The 15,370-nt window shown below is 46.6% G+C and carries 20 protein-coding genes; 4 read left to right on the forward strand and 16 right to left on the reverse strand.

Annotation, left to right across the window (positions count from 1 at the left end; translation table 11 throughout):
* Positions 1 to 191 precede the first annotated feature (191 nt).
* From AAA939_RS10225 to AAA939_RS10235, 3 genes are all read right to left on the reverse strand, one after another.
* Entirely contained in the window at positions 192 to 1,427 is a 1,236-nt protein-coding gene (locus tag AAA939_RS10225; protein ID WP_338230869.1) for an ArgE/DapE family deacylase, read from the reverse strand.
* 100 nt (positions 1,428 to 1,527) lie between these two features.
* Positions 1,528 to 4,104 carry an ABC transporter permease gene (locus tag AAA939_RS10230; protein ID WP_338210664.1) on the reverse strand — a complete coding sequence of 859 codons (2,577 nt, stop codon included), beginning with the start codon at positions 4,102 to 4,104 and terminating at the stop codon, positions 1,528 to 1,530.
* A gap of 10 nt (positions 4,105 to 4,114) precedes the next feature.
* Complete coding sequence (locus tag AAA939_RS10235; protein ID WP_338210666.1) at positions 4,115 to 4,816, reverse strand: ABC transporter ATP-binding protein; 702 nt, start codon at positions 4,814 to 4,816, stop codon at positions 4,115 to 4,117.
* A 152-nt stretch (positions 4,817 to 4,968) separates the two neighbouring features.
* Between AAA939_RS10235 and AAA939_RS10240 the strand changes: the two genes are divergently transcribed.
* On the forward strand, positions 4,969 to 5,115 hold the full coding sequence (locus AAA939_RS10240) for a hypothetical protein (protein WP_338210667.1): 147 nt from the start codon (positions 4,969 to 4,971) through the stop codon (positions 5,113 to 5,115).
* A 74-nt stretch (positions 5,116 to 5,189) separates the two neighbouring features.
* On the opposite strand, the gene AAA939_RS10245 is transcribed toward AAA939_RS10240, so the two are convergent.
* A complete protein-coding gene (locus tag AAA939_RS10245; RefSeq protein WP_057706625.1) occupies positions 5,190 to 5,801 on the reverse strand; it encodes a sugar O-acetyltransferase in 612 nt (203 codons plus the stop codon).
* Positions 5,802 to 6,001: 200 nt separating this feature from the next.
* On the opposite strand from AAA939_RS10245, the gene lepB reads away from it, so the two are divergent.
* Positions 6,002 to 6,619 (forward strand): signal peptidase I, encoded by a 618-nt coding sequence (lepB, locus tag AAA939_RS10250; RefSeq protein ID WP_338210669.1) that lies wholly within the window; start codon positions 6,002 to 6,004, stop codon positions 6,617 to 6,619.
* Between the two features lie 177 nt (positions 6,620 to 6,796).
* On the opposite strand, the gene AAA939_RS10255 is transcribed toward lepB, so the two are convergent.
* The 8 genes from AAA939_RS10255 to AAA939_RS10290 form a co-directional block, all read right to left on the reverse strand.
* Entirely contained in the window at positions 6,797 to 6,997 is a 201-nt protein-coding gene (locus AAA939_RS10255) for a hypothetical protein (RefSeq protein ID WP_338210671.1), read from the reverse strand.
* Positions 6,984 to 7,451 (reverse strand): hypothetical protein, encoded by a 468-nt coding sequence (locus AAA939_RS10260; protein ID WP_338210673.1) that lies wholly within the window; start codon positions 7,449 to 7,451, stop codon positions 6,984 to 6,986. Before AAA939_RS10260 ends, AAA939_RS10255 begins: the two co-directional genes overlap by 14 nt.
* Positions 7,452 to 7,465: 14 nt before the next feature.
* Positions 7,466 to 7,918, reverse strand: a complete 453-nt coding sequence (locus AAA939_RS10265) for a GNAT family N-acetyltransferase (RefSeq protein WP_338210675.1) — start codon at positions 7,916 to 7,918, stop codon at positions 7,466 to 7,468.
* Positions 7,915 to 8,172, reverse strand: a complete 258-nt coding sequence (locus AAA939_RS10270; protein WP_338210677.1) for a hypothetical protein — start codon at positions 8,170 to 8,172, stop codon at positions 7,915 to 7,917. The genes AAA939_RS10265 and AAA939_RS10270 overlap by 4 nt, the downstream gene beginning before the upstream one ends.
* A gap of 26 nt (positions 8,173 to 8,198) precedes the next feature.
* On the reverse strand, positions 8,199 to 8,504 hold the full coding sequence (locus tag AAA939_RS10275) for a hypothetical protein (protein WP_057706618.1): 306 nt from the start codon (positions 8,502 to 8,504) through the stop codon (positions 8,199 to 8,201).
* Between the two features lie 127 nt (positions 8,505 to 8,631).
* Positions 8,632 to 9,264: a histidine phosphatase family protein gene (locus tag AAA939_RS10280; RefSeq protein ID WP_338210679.1), complete on the reverse strand. Its 633-nt coding sequence runs from the start codon at positions 9,262 to 9,264 to the stop codon at positions 8,632 to 8,634.
* 100 nt (positions 9,265 to 9,364) lie between these two features.
* Positions 9,365 to 9,808, reverse strand: a complete 444-nt coding sequence (locus AAA939_RS10285) for a universal stress protein (protein ID WP_057706616.1) — start codon at positions 9,806 to 9,808, stop codon at positions 9,365 to 9,367.
* 75 nt (positions 9,809 to 9,883) lie between these two features.
* Positions 9,884 to 10,453, reverse strand: a complete 570-nt coding sequence (locus AAA939_RS10290; protein WP_338230870.1) for a sugar O-acetyltransferase — start codon at positions 10,451 to 10,453, stop codon at positions 9,884 to 9,886.
* Between the two features lie 100 nt (positions 10,454 to 10,553).
* Here AAA939_RS10290 and AAA939_RS10295 point away from each other — a divergent pair, with 100 nt between their 5' ends.
* Positions 10,554 to 11,240: a YjjG family noncanonical pyrimidine nucleotidase gene (locus tag AAA939_RS10295; protein WP_338210684.1), complete on the forward strand. Its 687-nt coding sequence runs from the start codon at positions 10,554 to 10,556 to the stop codon at positions 11,238 to 11,240.
* Between the two features lie 109 nt (positions 11,241 to 11,349).
* Here the strand turns inward: AAA939_RS10295 and AAA939_RS10300 are convergent, their stop codons facing one another.
* The 3 genes from AAA939_RS10300 to AAA939_RS10310 all read right to left on the reverse strand — a co-directional run bounded on the left by AAA939_RS10300 (position 11,350) and on the right by AAA939_RS10310 (position 14,062).
* Entirely contained in the window at positions 11,350 to 11,943 is a 594-nt protein-coding gene (locus AAA939_RS10300) for an NADPH-dependent F420 reductase (RefSeq protein ID WP_338210686.1), read from the reverse strand.
* A gap of 90 nt (positions 11,944 to 12,033) precedes the next feature.
* Positions 12,034 to 13,206, reverse strand: coding sequence for a MalY/PatB family protein (locus AAA939_RS10305; RefSeq protein ID WP_338210729.1), 1,173 nt, complete (start codon positions 13,204 to 13,206; stop codon positions 12,034 to 12,036).
* Positions 13,196 to 14,062, reverse strand: coding sequence for a DUF3737 family protein (locus tag AAA939_RS10310; protein ID WP_338210688.1), 867 nt, complete (start codon positions 14,060 to 14,062; stop codon positions 13,196 to 13,198). Before AAA939_RS10310 ends, AAA939_RS10305 begins: the two co-directional genes overlap by 11 nt.
* 672 nt (positions 14,063 to 14,734) lie before the next feature.
* Here AAA939_RS10310 and AAA939_RS10315 point away from each other — a divergent pair.
* Positions 14,735 to 15,139: a hypothetical protein gene (locus AAA939_RS10315; protein ID WP_338210690.1), complete on the forward strand. Its 405-nt coding sequence runs from the start codon at positions 14,735 to 14,737 to the stop codon at positions 15,137 to 15,139.
* Between the two features lie 72 nt (positions 15,140 to 15,211).
* Here AAA939_RS10315 and AAA939_RS10320 read toward each other — a convergent pair whose 3' ends face one another.
* Positions 15,212 to 15,343 (reverse strand): hypothetical protein, encoded by a 132-nt coding sequence (locus AAA939_RS10320; RefSeq protein WP_338210693.1) that lies wholly within the window; start codon positions 15,341 to 15,343, stop codon positions 15,212 to 15,214.
* Positions 15,344 to 15,370: the final 27 nt, after the last annotated feature.

The raw sequence follows: 15,370 nt of genomic DNA on the forward strand, positions 1-15,370 counted from the left end.
AATCTGGTAAAGAAAACCGTTCAAAAACATTAAATGTTTTTGAACGGTTTTTCCTATTATTATGGTCGAAACGTGTGATACAGGGGCAGTTTGCTCCACTTAACCCAAAATCAGCGACCATTCCAAACCCAGGAATAATCGCTGATTTCACGTTAATGCTCACAAACTAATCGCCCTTTACCGCACTCTTTCTAGGCCAATAATTTGGTCATTAATTGTTCATATAACTTAATAAACCGATGATACATATCCAAATCCACGTATTCGTTTACTTGATGCGCGGTAATGTTTCCGGGACCAAAGACGACAATCTGCATTTTGTCATTTTTAACAATGTACGAAGAAGCGTCCGTGCCACCAGGAGCCCCAAAATATGGTAACCGTTGTTCAAGCACGGCTTCACCAATTGCTTTTACGGCTTGAATCAGTGGCGCGTCCTCCGGTGTGTGTACCGGATAGAAACTGCTGGAAATGTCCATGGACAACTGTGCCCCATTCGCATTGCATTCATCAATAATGGCCTGTACATCCGCAATGATCTTATCGTTACGGAGTTCGGGAATCGTCCGAATCTTAACGCCCATTTCAGCACTCGCCGGTACGGTGTTAATTTGTTCGCCACCATTAATCAGCGTAACGACGGGTACGGTTGGCCCTAGTACCGGGTTGACCGCTGCCGTATGCTGCTTGAAATAGTCCGCCTGTTTCTGATAGAAAGTCAGTAACGCCTCGATTGCGTTTTTTCCTAGTTCTGGCATGGAACTGTGCGCAGCGACTCCTTGAGAATGAATCGTATACGTCAACGACCCTTTATGCGCTAACTCGATAAAGTGTTGTTCGCCCGTTGGATTGGCTGCGGCCATTTTTTCAGCCGTTGTACCATCAATACCCAGCATGGCTTGGATCTGCTTTTGACCAAGCAGCCGCTTGTCCGCGCCGCTAGGTTCACCAACAATCACACTTTGCATGCCATCAGCGTAGCCCATTTCAACTAACTGGTCCGCACCTAAATGACCATTTTCTTCCCCAACCGTTGCCATAAAACGCAACGTTCCGTGGAGCGGTACGGCTTGATCATGCAAATGAATGAACGCAAAGGCGCCGGCCATTAAACCGGATTTCATATCCGTTGCGCCCCGACCATACAAGTGGCCGTCCTTGATCGTTGCGGATAACGAATCGGACGCCCATTTGCTGGCATCACCCAATGCAACCGTATCTTCGTGACCATCAAACCCAACTAAAGGCCCGTTACCATCACCAATGTCAGCCACTAAGCTCACACGTCCTGGCGAATACGTCACTAATTTAGACTCAATTCCATGGTCTGCAAATAGTTTTTGTAGGTAGTTAGCGACCAATTCTTCATGGTCGTTCACCGTATTCATTTTCACAATGTCCGTTAATGCTTGTTCTGTTTCATCCATATCTTCATCCCCATTAACATTCTGTATAAACTGATATAATCAATTTAATCGTTCTACCTAAATTACAGCACTTTTACACCGGTTGTTCAAGCCAATTAACCTAATCAACGGACTTTAGCGCATCTAACATATTGACTCGTTTCAACTTCCAGTGCATTAACAACATGACCAGCAAACTAAAGGCTAAGGTCAACAGTCCTGAATAAACGTAACTCAGCGGGTGAATATCCGGTGAAAACATTAAGGCGTTGGTCTCCGCGGTTTGCAAGATGTAAGCGTGAAGCCAGTCACCTAAGAAGCACCCGAAGAAGATCCCTAGTAAGGTGAGAATCAAATTCTCGCGGAAAATATACATCGTCACTTCGCCATCATAGAAGCCTAAGACTTTAATCGTCGAGAGTTCCCGGATTCGTTCCGACACGTTAATGTTCGTCAAGTTGTAAAGTACGACTAATGCCAGGGCACCCGCCGAAATAACAAAGATTAAAACGACTAAGTTCATACTATCGAGCATCTTAAAGTTCGTCTTCTTTTCAGTACTCATTAACGTGACGTTTAAGATGCCCGCGTGTTTTAATAGTTGGTCGGCGTACCCGTTGGCCCGGCTTTCGCTTGCCCGGTTAAATTGAACCAGGTTTGCGTTATACACGGGTTGCTTACCAAACGCACGGCGGTAAGCGGTTGGGCTCAAGTAAACAAAGTGATTGACGTAATTTTCCGCAATGGCGCTGATTTTGATTGGCTTGGCGGCCTGTCCAGCCAGCTTAACGTTTAACCTGTCACCCACTTTAACGTGATAGAGTTTCGCCAGCTTTTCATCAATAACCGCCCCCGTCGCGTTCAAATGATCCGCACGCTGACTCTTCCGGTTGCGTAAAACAACAAACTTTTGTAATTGCGTTGTTTGCGCGGGAACGCCTAACGTGGCCGTTTGCTCCGCGACACCACTCTTTTGAATAGTTACTTGTTTAGATAATAGTTTTAGGTCGGACCGGTACAAGTTCGAATTTGCCAAGGCGCGCCGTTGCGCGGACGTTTCATTGCCGCTCCGCGTGACGACCGCGTCGTAATGCCACAGTTCATTGAACTGTTTCGTACTGATATCGCCAATCGAATCCTTCAACCCGAATCCCGTAATCATCATCGCCATACAACCGGCGATACCTAACACGGTCATCAACAGTCGTTGTTTATAACGGAAGAGATTCCGTAACGTAATCTTATGGTTAAAGCTTAGCCGGCGCCATAATCCTTGCCAGCGTTCTAGCCATAACGTTTGTCCCGCTTTAGGGGCTTTCGGTTGAAGTAGCTGTGTAGGGTTACTGCGCAGATCGACCCGCAAAACAACGAGCGCCGTTCCTAACGTGCAGACTAACGCAATCGCTAACGCCACCCAGATATCGGTCCAGAGGTATTGGACATGAATAGCTGGTAAATTATACATACTGCCGTACGCCTGCGCGATGAACCGTGGGAAGAAGTTAACCCCAAAGGCCACCCCCAGGACGGTCCCAATCAATGCGGCGAGCCCCCCGTAAATCAAGAATTCACTGCCAATTGCAGTATTGCTGTAGCCTAACGCTTTTAAGGTCCCCATCTGTAACCGGAGTTCTTCAACCATTCGCGTCATCGTTGTTAAACAAATTAACGCGGCGATTGCGATGAAGAACAGTGGAAAGACGGTGGATAACGCGACCACCCGCTGCGTATTTTCATGGTACTCGGTATAACCCGGGTTATCATTACGGTCGCTGTATAAATAAGTCGGCGTCTTAATTGCCGCAACCTGGGATTGGGCAGCTTTTAACTTACCCTGTAACGCCACCAGTTGAGGCGCATTGGCTGGCAGTTGTGCCTGCAGACCAGTTACCGCCGTTTGTAGCAGCGCTAGTTTACGGCTCGCTGACGCCCTTAAAGTCGCCTGCCGTTTTTTAGCTTGGGGCTTTAACCAGCGTTTCAGTGCCACCTTATTCTGCCGGTTTAACCGCCGATACTGCGTCGAATACGGCGTGACGTTGGTGAGGTTCTTAAACTGAACATCGATTCTACTGTAAACGGACTGCTTCAACGTTTTCGGTTGAACGTACACGAGATAATCCAAGGTTCCCTTACCAACGTTCGTTACCCCACGACTCGCATTTTCGACGTAAGTCGGTGAGTTCACAAAGCCAACAATTTTAAACGTCTGGCGGGTCAACTTTTTATTCAGGGCCTTCGTGCTCACAATTCGATAAGTGGCCCCAACTTTGAGTTTCGATTGTAACTGCCGGGCTTGGTTATCCAGGACGATCTCGTTAGCCGCCTTGGGTAACCGCCCCGCAACCAGCCGCAACTGATTCAGCTTCTGGGTCTTAGGCAATTCGGTGACCCGTACGACCCGGTTATTATTAAGCTGATTCACATCTAAATACTTAACGGGTTGGGTGATAATCTGGTCCTTGTGCTGCGCCAAAGCCTGCGTATCGTGTTTTGTCAGCCCCATCGTGGATTGAACACTGTTGGTGGCCAGCTGTTGCTGGTGGTAATAGTCCTTAGCAGCTTGCGACATATCGGGACCGGTCGCCCGAATCCCCGTATAAAAAGCAACGCCGAGGAAAATGATCAATAGTATTGAAGCGAATCTGGCCTTAGACGACCAGATTTCGCGCAAAATTGTCTTTAAATATGCGGTTGTCATTGCTTCCCACCTACCATTCGATTTCGGCTAGTGGCGTCGGGTGCGCATTATGTTGGACCGACTGAACCCGGGCATCATTGATCCTGATAATCTGATCCCCCATCTGCGCAATCGCACTATTATGGGTCACGATAATGACCGTTGTTTGCGTTTTACGGGCGGCGTCTTGAATCACCTGCAAAACTTGTTTCCCCGTTTGATAGTCCAGCGCACCGGTCGGCTCATCACACAGCAATAATTTAGGTTGCTTAGCAACGGCCCGCGCAATGGCGACCCGCTGTTGTTCCCCACCTGACAATTGGGCGGGAAAGTTCCGGGCGCGCTCGGTCAGTCCGACTAGCGCCAACGTCTGGTCAACGTCCAACGCACCCTTAGTGATCTGTGACGCCAGTTCCACATTTTCCCGGGCCGTTAAGTTCGGGACTAAGTTATAAAATTGGAAAACAAAGCCAACGTCTTGGCGCCGGTAAGTGGTCAACTGCCGGGCTGATAATTGGGCAATATCGGTTCCATCCACCAATACTTGCCCACTCGTTGGGCTATCCATGCCACCTAGAATGTTCAGTAACGTCGATTTTCCGGCACCACTAGGACCCAGGATTGTCACAACGCTTCCCCTGGCAACCTCAAACGAGATATCCGCGTTCGCAACCGTCTGCTGCTCACCATTTTTAAATGTACGTGCTTCGTTAATGACTTCAATATAGGCCATCCCAGCACCTCCTAATGTATTCGCTTACACTTTATGATACCCCACTTTTCATCCGGGCGGTTAAGTTTACACTATTAAACTAAGCAAACTTGCAAACGCCCTAATCCGGTCCTACAATGAGTTAACATCATTTTAAAAGGGGGACAAATCCCATGGTCACCGAAGCTGTCGGAACCATCTTATTACTCATCGTCTTCATGATTGCGTTCACCTACTTTTTAAACACCCTATTTTTCCGACGAATTGAGAAAAAGGATCAAGCAGACACTAAAAAGAATAAGGACACCAAAATACATTAATTTCAACCTTCGTATAAAGAAAAAAGGCCTCTCAGAAGGTTCTGAGAAGCCTTTTTGTGTGCATTACCGTAGCTCTACCGATCCGCGTAATAAGCAGCTTTCTGTTTGGCCCACTCATCATGATCCTGTTGCGTAATGGGACGCAAGACCCGGCACGGATTGCCAACCGCCACCACGTTATCGGGAATATCGTGGGTCACGATTGAACCGGACCCAATCACCACGTTACTACCGATGGTGACACCGGGATTCACGACCACGTTACCGCCAAACCAGACGTCGTCGCCAATCGTAATTCCCTTACCATATTCCAACTGCTCCGCTCGAATGCCCGCATCAATGGGGTGACCCGCCGTATACAAGCCCACGCGGGGACCCATAAAGACGTTATCCCCAATCGTGATGGGACCACAATCTACAAAGATAGCGTCATAGTTGGCATAAAAGTTTTTGCCAATAACCGTATTGGTCCCGTAATCAGTATGAAACGGTGGTTCGACGTAACCCCCAGCACCAAATTGCTTAAACATGGCGTTTAATAAGCGTTGCCGTTCTTCTTGCTGTTCCTCAGTTGATTGGTTGAATAAGCGCGTCAACCGCTTGGCGCGTTTATTTTCACGGCCTAATTCTTCATCTTGGGCAACGTACAACTCACCCGCTAGCATGCGTTCTTTTTGTGATTTCACTTTAATTCACCATCCTAATTTAGCTTACCGACCTAGTTAACCAAATAATGAGACCGATTTCAATACCGATAACAACCATTTCTAAAAGCAATCACGCCCATTTTCTTAACTATAACTAACTTTTAAGCTTTTTTTAGCTCGCCAAATGGGACCCATCGTTTATAATAAGAGTTATACACATATTTAAGGGAGATAAAATCGTGAAAACATTTAAAACAATCATGAGCTGGGTCGTGCCGATTGTCATCGGGCTACTGCTCGCATTCCTGATTCGTCAATTCTGGTTTACGATGGTCAAGGTTGACGGGACGTCGATGCAACCTAACCTTCAGAATAACGAACGCGTCGTCGCTTTCAAAACAAGCAAGATTAAAGCTGGATCAGTTGTCGTCTTTGACGCGTACAACTTAGATCCAGATCAAACCGTTAAAAACGCCGTTTACGTGAAGCGAGTCATCGGGATGCCTGGGGATTCCGTCCGTTATACCAGTAGCGGTCAGCTGTACGTCAACAACAAGCTGGTTAAGCAGACCTACTTGAAGAACCAGTCACAACAGACGACCGGTTCCTTCATGCCTAACAGCCACAGTAAGGTGACCGGCTGGACACTCGACAGTCTGAGCCACGATCAGGGCTGGAAGAAGTCCGTTACGACGAATAAGGTTCCTAAGGGCTACTACTTCGTCATGGGGGATCACCGCAGCGTCTCCAACGATAGTCGTTACTGGGGACTCGTGCCACAAAGTAAAATGATTGGTGTTGTTAAGGCTTGGCCTTGGCAAAACCGGAAACAGTACATTAACAACTTCCAACCATAATGTTTAATAAACAAACCCGCAAGCCATTTTGACTTGCGGGTTTGTTTGACTCAAAGTTATCCAAAATAAAAGTGACCAGAAATTTTCCGATTTCTGGTCGCCTTTTTAGTCACAGTTATCACCACATGGGCTGTTGAAAACCCACATACTGGTTTATCCACAGTTGATAACTTTTATTTACTTCGTTAATAAGTGGATAACTAAACTATTCAACGCACGGCCTGGCCGGCACTGGTCCACTAAGATCAACCCCACCAGTAAGACGGTAAATTGTCCCCACTGGTTCGGGCTAACCAACGCCATTCCACCAATAACTAACACCATCATAATGGGCACTAGCCAGTGACTGACCTGTCGTTGCCGTTTAATGGTGGTCACCCGTTCGCCGATCTTGAACCCAGAAAAAGCCACACACAAACGGGCTCAGCGGTACCAAAATCAAGGCCATCAAAATATTTTTGAAAAAGTTGATGAAGCCATCCATAAAGTCACTCTTGGCTTCCACTTGTGGTGTTAACGCACTTGGTACGGGCTTTGGCTTGGTCCGCTTAGCCGCCACCGACCACGGCCGACCGGAATCTTGAATAACCTGGTCATCATCTGGTCGCGTCGACGGGGGCGTCGGCTTCTTATGCCAGACTTGAAAAATCTTAGGCCACCGGTATTTAACAATTGGAAAAAGAATCAACGCACAGATAATACTGTAAATCACCAGCGGGTTAAATTGTAAAATAATCCGGTTAACGGTCTGATGAGCCGTAAAGAACATGATCATAAAGACCGCAATTGCGCCGTAAAACCAACTACTGATTAAGTTTCCTGCTCGCCACATCGATCCTTCACTCCCTAATTAGTTTTTATGCACAGTCGCACCATACTTTTGCACTGCAATCCGTCTTCGTAGATCGGCTCTGGATAGTTATCCACAAAATAGTCCACCAACACCGTCTGCATCTCAAAACCAGCGTGCTGATATAACGCTAACTGACGTAAAGACGAGTTGCCCGTCCCAACCCAGAGGGTCTGACAGGTCTTATCTTGACGACAACGCTGAATTGCAAACGCCAACAAGCGCTTTGCAATCCCCCGGTGTTGATAACTCGGCGCAACTGCCAAGTTTTGTACTTCATACGTTGTTGCATCCCGAGACGTCAAAACGATCAGACCGACAATCTGATCGTCTACCCATTCGGCATAACAGGCCGCATGTTCCAAATACTTTTGGACGATTGACCAATCGGGATCAGCTGCCAGCAATAATTCACGCGGAAGCTGGTCCGCTTTAACCGCGCTAATCATCGCTTTGCCCGCCGGTTAACGCCCCGCTGATACCCATTGCCCCAACAAACGTAGGGAATAACAACGGCAATGATGGCCAGCGTATAGTCGCGAACATCCAAGTTAGCCGCATTCATGACCACTAGGTACGCCAAAAAGAGCGTCCACAGGATGGGCACAATGCCGCCTACCCAAAAGTACCGACTCGCCGTAAATACGAATTCTTCTAAAACAAATAAGCCAATGGCAATGAGTCCTAATATTAACAACTGCATGTGCACACTTCCTAACACAAATCCGTTTATTTCTTATCTAGTTGTTGTAACATATCCACAAACCGGTGGGTATCCAAGTTATGCACATCTTCATCAGAATAGTAGATGATCATTTGGGCCCGTTGTTCTGGTGATAAGTTTGCTTGTGAACCAAAGTAAACCAAGTAGACATCCGCACTGTGATCCGTCAAACTTTGGCCGTAATCCGTATCCATGACAAACGTAAAGTTCTTACCCGCTTGCTCACTTAAAGCATCCATAAAAGCCTGGACGTCAGCGGTCTTAACCGTTTCTTGGCCCGCTACAACACTCGTTACTACGTTTACTTGCATCTTTAAAAACTCCTAGTTAATTAATTTTAATTCAAATCCACATTAGCGCATTTTTCAGACCATCGCAAGCGTGGGGATAAACACCTTGTGGATAACATTTTTATCCGTTATCCACTGTGCATAACTTTTAATCTACCAAAGTTAAGTTATCCCCATCAAAGGTCATGTGGACATATTGGCTGGGCGCCAAAGTTGCGCGGTGCGCTTGTTCGCCGGTCGCCCGGTACCACAAATCACGTAAACTGGCATCGTCTAAAATCAGAAGTGCGTTGCCATGATCCGGTGTGGCGGTCCAAACGGCCTTTAAGCCCTGGGTATACCGTTGCCAAAACTCCATACCACTTTCTGCCAACCCTTCACTATCATGGTCATGCAGTAACGTCTGCAATTCGCTAGGCGTTTGATCCGCAGCAAAAGCTTCCAAGCTACTATAACCCAACTTGGTTGCAAACCCCGACCAGACATCGGCACGGTTTAAGCCTTCAAAACCACCAAAAAACGGTGCCCGTAACGTACTGAGAAGTTGGAGTTCGACATTAGCAGTTGCCGCTTTGAGTACCGCTTGGCCGGTCTGAATACTCCGACTCGTATCATTAGCAAACGCCGTATCAAAATGAACGTCCGTCAACTGTTGGCCGACGTTTGAGCTTGCTTGTTGACCCGCGGTCGTTAGTGGGGTGCCACTCCATCCTTGGAACCGGTCCAATTGATTAAAGTAAGTCGTCCCCGCAACGACCAAATGTAAGTTGATTGATTTCATGGTATTCTCCGTTTAGTTTTAGATTGTTCAACCATTTTAGCACAAAAGCGAGCGACCACGGGGCCACTCGCTTTTTTTATTTAAATTAATACCGTCCTGCTTAGCGAATCACTAACACAGAAATTGGCGCATTCTTAGCCATGTAGGCCGCTTGTGAGCCGAAATACTTCCGAACGCCCTGCTTGGAAACGGAGCCGATCACTAATAAATCAGGCTTAATCGCTGGAATGATATCCTTAACGATGGTTTCACCAGGGTCACCTTCGTCAACGACGACGTTAACGTCTTTAACCCCAAATTCCTGCGCTAACTTTTGATACTCCACAACGTGCTCTTCCAAATCCTTACGCTGACCATGGATAAAGTCCTTACTCATTGCCTCGTACACGTTCATATTTTGTTGCTCTAAAATTGACACAATGGTTAACTTAGCACCGTCCGTTTTAGCACGGTTGATGGCATACCGAAAAGCCATCTGAGCATCATCGGAGTCATCGACCCCAACTAAAATATGTTTAAATTCCTTGGGACTCATATCTGACATATTGATCCACTCCTCATCTGGAAAATTTAGACAGATTTCATCTTTATTTTCACTGTTTCATGACCAGTTGTCAATTTAGGCGTTCGGTTTATTTTCCTTCAGAACACGGGCCGGATTCCCAACAACGATCACGTTACCTGGGAAAGAATGCGTGACGACCGCGCCGGCACCCACAATCACGTTGTTCCCTAACGTTACGCCGGGAAGAATAATGGCACTCCCCCCGATCCAAACATCGTTACCGATTGTAATCGGCGCTGTTCGTTCGGCTTCCGTACGCCGTACCGTTGGATCAAGAGGGTGTTGCGGCGTATATAAGCCAACTTTAGGACCAAATTTACAATCATTCCCAATTTTAACCAGGCCTTCGTCACAAATCGTGACCCCGTGGTTCGCATAGAAATGATTACCAATCGTAATGTTGACACCGTAGCTAAATTCAAAGGTTGGCTCTACAAAAAAACGGTCACCTACTGAACGTAACAACCTTTTCATCTTCGTGTTTCGTTCGTCGCTATCAGCAATCTGGTTATACTGCATAATTTTAGTGCGGACTTCCCGCCGCCGTTCTTGTAAAATCGGGGATTCCATATAAAGTTCGCCGTTGATCATCTGTTGGTACGCCGGATCGTTATCGATTTCCATTTTTTAATTAAACTTCCTTTAATAGTTGATAGTTTAAGCATACCACACTCACAAAATTTGCTGTATGATGGCCCTATCATGATTAAGGTGGTGGGCTGTAGTGAAATACGTTATTTTTGACTTGGACGATACGCTATTAGACTTTCAAGCGGCTGAACAGGCGAGTTTAACAACTATTTTAACTCGTTACCACGTCCCCGATTTAGCCGTTGCCAAACGGGTTTACCTCACGTATAACCGGCAAGTCTGGCAGCAGATTGAACACGGCGCTGACCGTGACCACTTACTGGACCAGCGGTTTCAAATTGTGTTTGCTAAACTGGGTATTACCGTTGACGGGCCCAAGGTTCAGCATGAATATAACGACTTACTGGGGCAAGGTTTTCAAGTTTTACCTGGCGTTGATTCCATGATTACAAAGTTAAAAAGTGCTGGACTGGTGTTACTCATTGGGACTAACGGCGTTCAGGACACCCAGTTAAACCGGCTAGCAGGTTCAGGCTTAGCACCCCAATTTGACCACGTCTTCATTTCAGAATCAGTGGGCTTTGCCAAGCCGGACCGGCGTTTCTTTGACGCCATCTTTACGACGTATCCCGACCTGTCATCTAAAAATGCCGTGATGGTTGGCGACAGTTTAGCCTCAGACATCGCGGGTGCGGTCAACGTTGGCCTGCCGAGTATCTGGTTCAATCCGCATCACCTAGCTAATCTTAGTGACGTCCATCCCACCGCTACCGTCACTAACTTTGACCAGTTACAGCAGTTACTACTTAGTAAAGTGTGACATGTTTCGTTTTGACCATAATAATAGAAAAATCACTGTTCAGAAACATGCCACATTTCTGAACAGTGATTTTAATTTGGTTTCAGGTTCATTATTAAACTGCTACAATTTATTCATCGATCTGTACAAAGTGCGTGTTGCCAAGACCGCCACCGACTTGCATAACGCTACCTCCGTGACGTAATTTTCCCAGGTTAACCGGCCGGAAATTCAACGGACGGACTAGGGCTGCGAATTCCTTTTTAGCCGCGACGTCGTCTCCCGCGTAGAACAAGACTCGCCGCCCCATACCGTCGACGTGCCCATCCATAAATTCGGGTGGCAACGTATTAAAGGCTTTGATCACCCGGGCATTATTGGCCGACTTAGCCAGCACTTCACTCCCCGTTAACGGGGCCGTTTTAATTTTCTTGAAGTCCGCCGTAAACTGATTCGTCACGTCAACCACGATCCGCTGCTGGTAATCGGTGACTTGCTGTAAAACGGCCGGCGCCTGTTCAAATGGCACCGCAATAACAACTAGCGGTTGCTGTAACGCCGTTGCGACTTCCACAAAACTGACGTTATCCGCAAACTCTTGCCGCCGCGGTGCCAAACTTGCCGCACCACTGTGCCGACTAAGCATCACTTGGTGTCCACCACGCGCAAACGTCTTTGCTAAAACGGTCCCGACCGTCCCCGCACCAATAATTCCAATTTCCATACTAATCACCGCCTCAAATTAATCATACCGATTTTTAAACTTGAATGCACTCAAAAAGCGTACGCACTCATCAGCGCATACGCTTTTCAACTAACCCTTATTATCGGCTAAATAGCCTTCAATGCCCTGTTTTAAGCGAGTTAAGCCATCGGTCAATTCCGCAGTTGGACAAGCAATGTTCATCCGCAAGAAACGATTCCCATCACCCCGGTAAACATCCCCAGCTGACAAGAACAACCCGGTTTGTGCCCGAATCGCTTGCGCCAACTTAGCACTATCGGTCGTAATCCGACTTACATCCAACCAGATTAAATACGTCGCCTGTGCTTCAATCACCGTCACCTGGGGCACCGCTGCCATAAACTGTTGCACTTGGCGCTGGTTAGCCGCCAACTTTTCTCGGAGGGCGTGGACCCAGTCTTGACCCTGCGTATAGGCCGCAATACTTCCCGGAATGGCAAACGAGTTCGGTTCAGCGAGCTCATCATTATTGATTCCCCGGCTCACTAAGTCCCGGACGTGAGCATCCGGAATAATTAACGTTGCCGCGTGTAAGGCCGCCACATTAAACGTTTTGCTTGGCGACACGCAACTGATACTGTTAGCGGCCACTTCGTCAGATAGTGACGAAAATGGCACGTATTCGTTGCCGTTCAACGTCAAGTCGCAGTGAATTTCATCAGCCACGATCAACACGTGGTGCTTCAATGCCAAATCACCGATTCGTTGTAACGTGGCCCGTGACCAGACGATACCGATTGGGTTTTGAGGATTACATAGGATCATCATCGTCGTCAAAGGTTCCGCCAGCTTACGCTCCAAGTCAGCCCAGTCAATCTGGTACTGCCCATCTTTATAAACAAGGTTACTTGCTAGCGTGTGCCGACCATTATTTTCAATTGAATGGTAAAAGATATTATAGACCGGTGCTTGCACTAAGATTTGATCCCCCGGTGCCGTCATTTTCCGCACGATCGATGAAATCGCCGGTACGACGCCGGTACAAAACATCAGCCAATCTAATTGAGGCCGAAAGTGGTGTTCATTAGCCCACCAATCGGCTACGGCTTGGTAATACGCCGTGGGGACTTCTTCATAACCGAACAGGCCAAACTGCGCCCGTTTGGTTAATGCATCGGTAATGGCAGGCGCCGTCGCAAAGTCCATATCCGCCACCCACATGGGTAGTTCATTCGGACCAACGTCCCACTTGACCGAATTTGTGTGGCGCCGATTAATCACAGTTTCAAAATCATACGGCATGGTTGGCCTGACTTTCTTGGTCAACACTGATAATCGTCTTCGTTGTATCAATTTCAGGGTCATCCATAATAATTTGTTGAATTCCATGAGCGTGAATCTTGCCACTGATTGGATTCTTAACACTATCGATAGTCGAAATCACATCGGCATCGATGTTGCTGCAATATTCAAAGGCGAGGTCCGTGTTAAGTAACGTACAATTTTCCAACGTCACGTGGTCCATGTAACAGAGGCCCTGGTCACTTTCAATCGTACAGTTGACGAAGCGAATGTTTTTAGAGTTCCAGCCTAAGTATTCCCCAATGATTTGAGAATCATAAACCGTGACGTTTTCACAGTTCCATAAAGCGTCCTTAGTCATCAACGTGGCGTTGTGAATCTCCACGTTCTTGGCGCCGTCAAACGCGTAATTACCGACCAAGTTAAACCCGTCGATGTTAATATTCTGGCTGTTCATCCCAAAGTAATCGCCGGCAGCCTGAACGTCGTGCATCTCGATGTCCGTACAGTTCCACAACGTTTCTTCGGCGTGTGAGAAATGCACGTGATCTAATTTAATTTGACTGGCCCGCCGAAACAGCTTAGGGGCTTGTAACGTACTGTTTTCAATTGAAATATCCTTGGTATACCAAATTCCGGAACGTGACATTTCTTCAAAAATTGAGTGCGTCACGTTAACATGTTCGCTGTACCATAACGGGTACTTCCACTTGAAGATTGACTGATCCAAGTTGATATTTCGACTTTCTTTTAGCGGTGATTCACCGTCAGCAAACGTACTGTTATTAATTTGGAGATCACGGGCCTTAAATAAGGCGCGTTCCCCAGTTAAATATTGTTGATTAATTTTTTTCATTTATTGATCTGGCTCCCTTGTTTAAAACGACGCTTTTGTTTCAGCGTGTACCTTTACTTTAGTCGCTTCGTGTTGGTCGAAGGCAAGCCCTTTTTTGCATTATTTTTATATTTATTTAGCTAAAGATTGAAAAGTTTAAACCTGCCCTCAACAGCGTAACAGTACCGATCGTTATTTCTAAATTATCACCGCTCCGTCGGACAGAGTTGGGTGCTCTGGGGGACGGTTCCAGCCACAGGACGGTCTGGAAGCTCGATTCAAAGCCGATAACCCGCGTCTTTGAATCGCCCCGCAAGATTGGCAGATAAGAAACACCTGCCAATCTTGCCGACACAGCACACCAACTCTGTCCGACTGCGCTCAAAACAGTCTTACTAGATGTTATTACCATCAGCTAATTGCATGTCATTAGTGACAACCGGAATGACTTACAATTAGTTAATTTTATTGATCTAGATATTCATACGACAGCAATTAATCCTTAGTTATTTAAATAAATAATAGTTGCTTCGTTGAGCAAAAAACGTGCTTCTCTAATCAATGATATTCACACACTTACTGAATTCATTGACACTAGTTGCCCTTAGTTTATTTATTTTATCAATCAAGTTCCGTCCAATACCATTTACGAATCAGCTTGCTAAAATATGAACCAAAAGAACCATTAAGTAGGTGATTATTATCGATTGCTCATTTGCACAGTTATTTTTCTCACGCGCAACGCTACAACGTTTCTTGCCGTTAGCCCTCCTTGGTACACTCGGTAACGCCTGCTTACTGCCAAAGGGACCAACCGCAATTCTGAACCTGACACTGCTTCTTATTCTGGGTCTGGCGCAATTTAGAAGTGCGCAACACCCCGTCCCGCCACTGACACTCAACTGGTGGCGCCGACTTTGTTACTGGTTACTGTTGGGGTCACTCGTACTCTGGTTGATTGCTGTCATTCGAATTGCCAGCTTGACTGCGGGATTACTGCCGGCTTCCGACAGTGCCCGTGCCAACTTAGTGGCCATTTTTGCTTTAATGAACAGCTTAATGACGGGCGGACTACTATACTTATTTCAACCGGCCTAAATAAATAGACTACCAGCTAAAATAGCAATTATCGCTACTTTAGCTGGCAGTCTATTAAGTTAGTCATAATAACTATTTAAGCTTGATTTTAACTTTAATTTTACGTGGCACTTGGTGATACACGTGGTGCCATTGCACAAACAGCTTTAACACGGACCACGTCCACGTTAAAAGCACAACTAATACTGAAATTTTCCGTCGCATCCGAACCACTCCAAGTTGTTTTAATTT

This window comes from Lactiplantibacillus paraxiangfangensis (assembly GCF_036246185.1).
Lineage (GTDB): Bacteria > Bacillota > Bacilli > Lactobacillales > Lactobacillaceae > Lactiplantibacillus > Lactiplantibacillus paraxiangfangensis.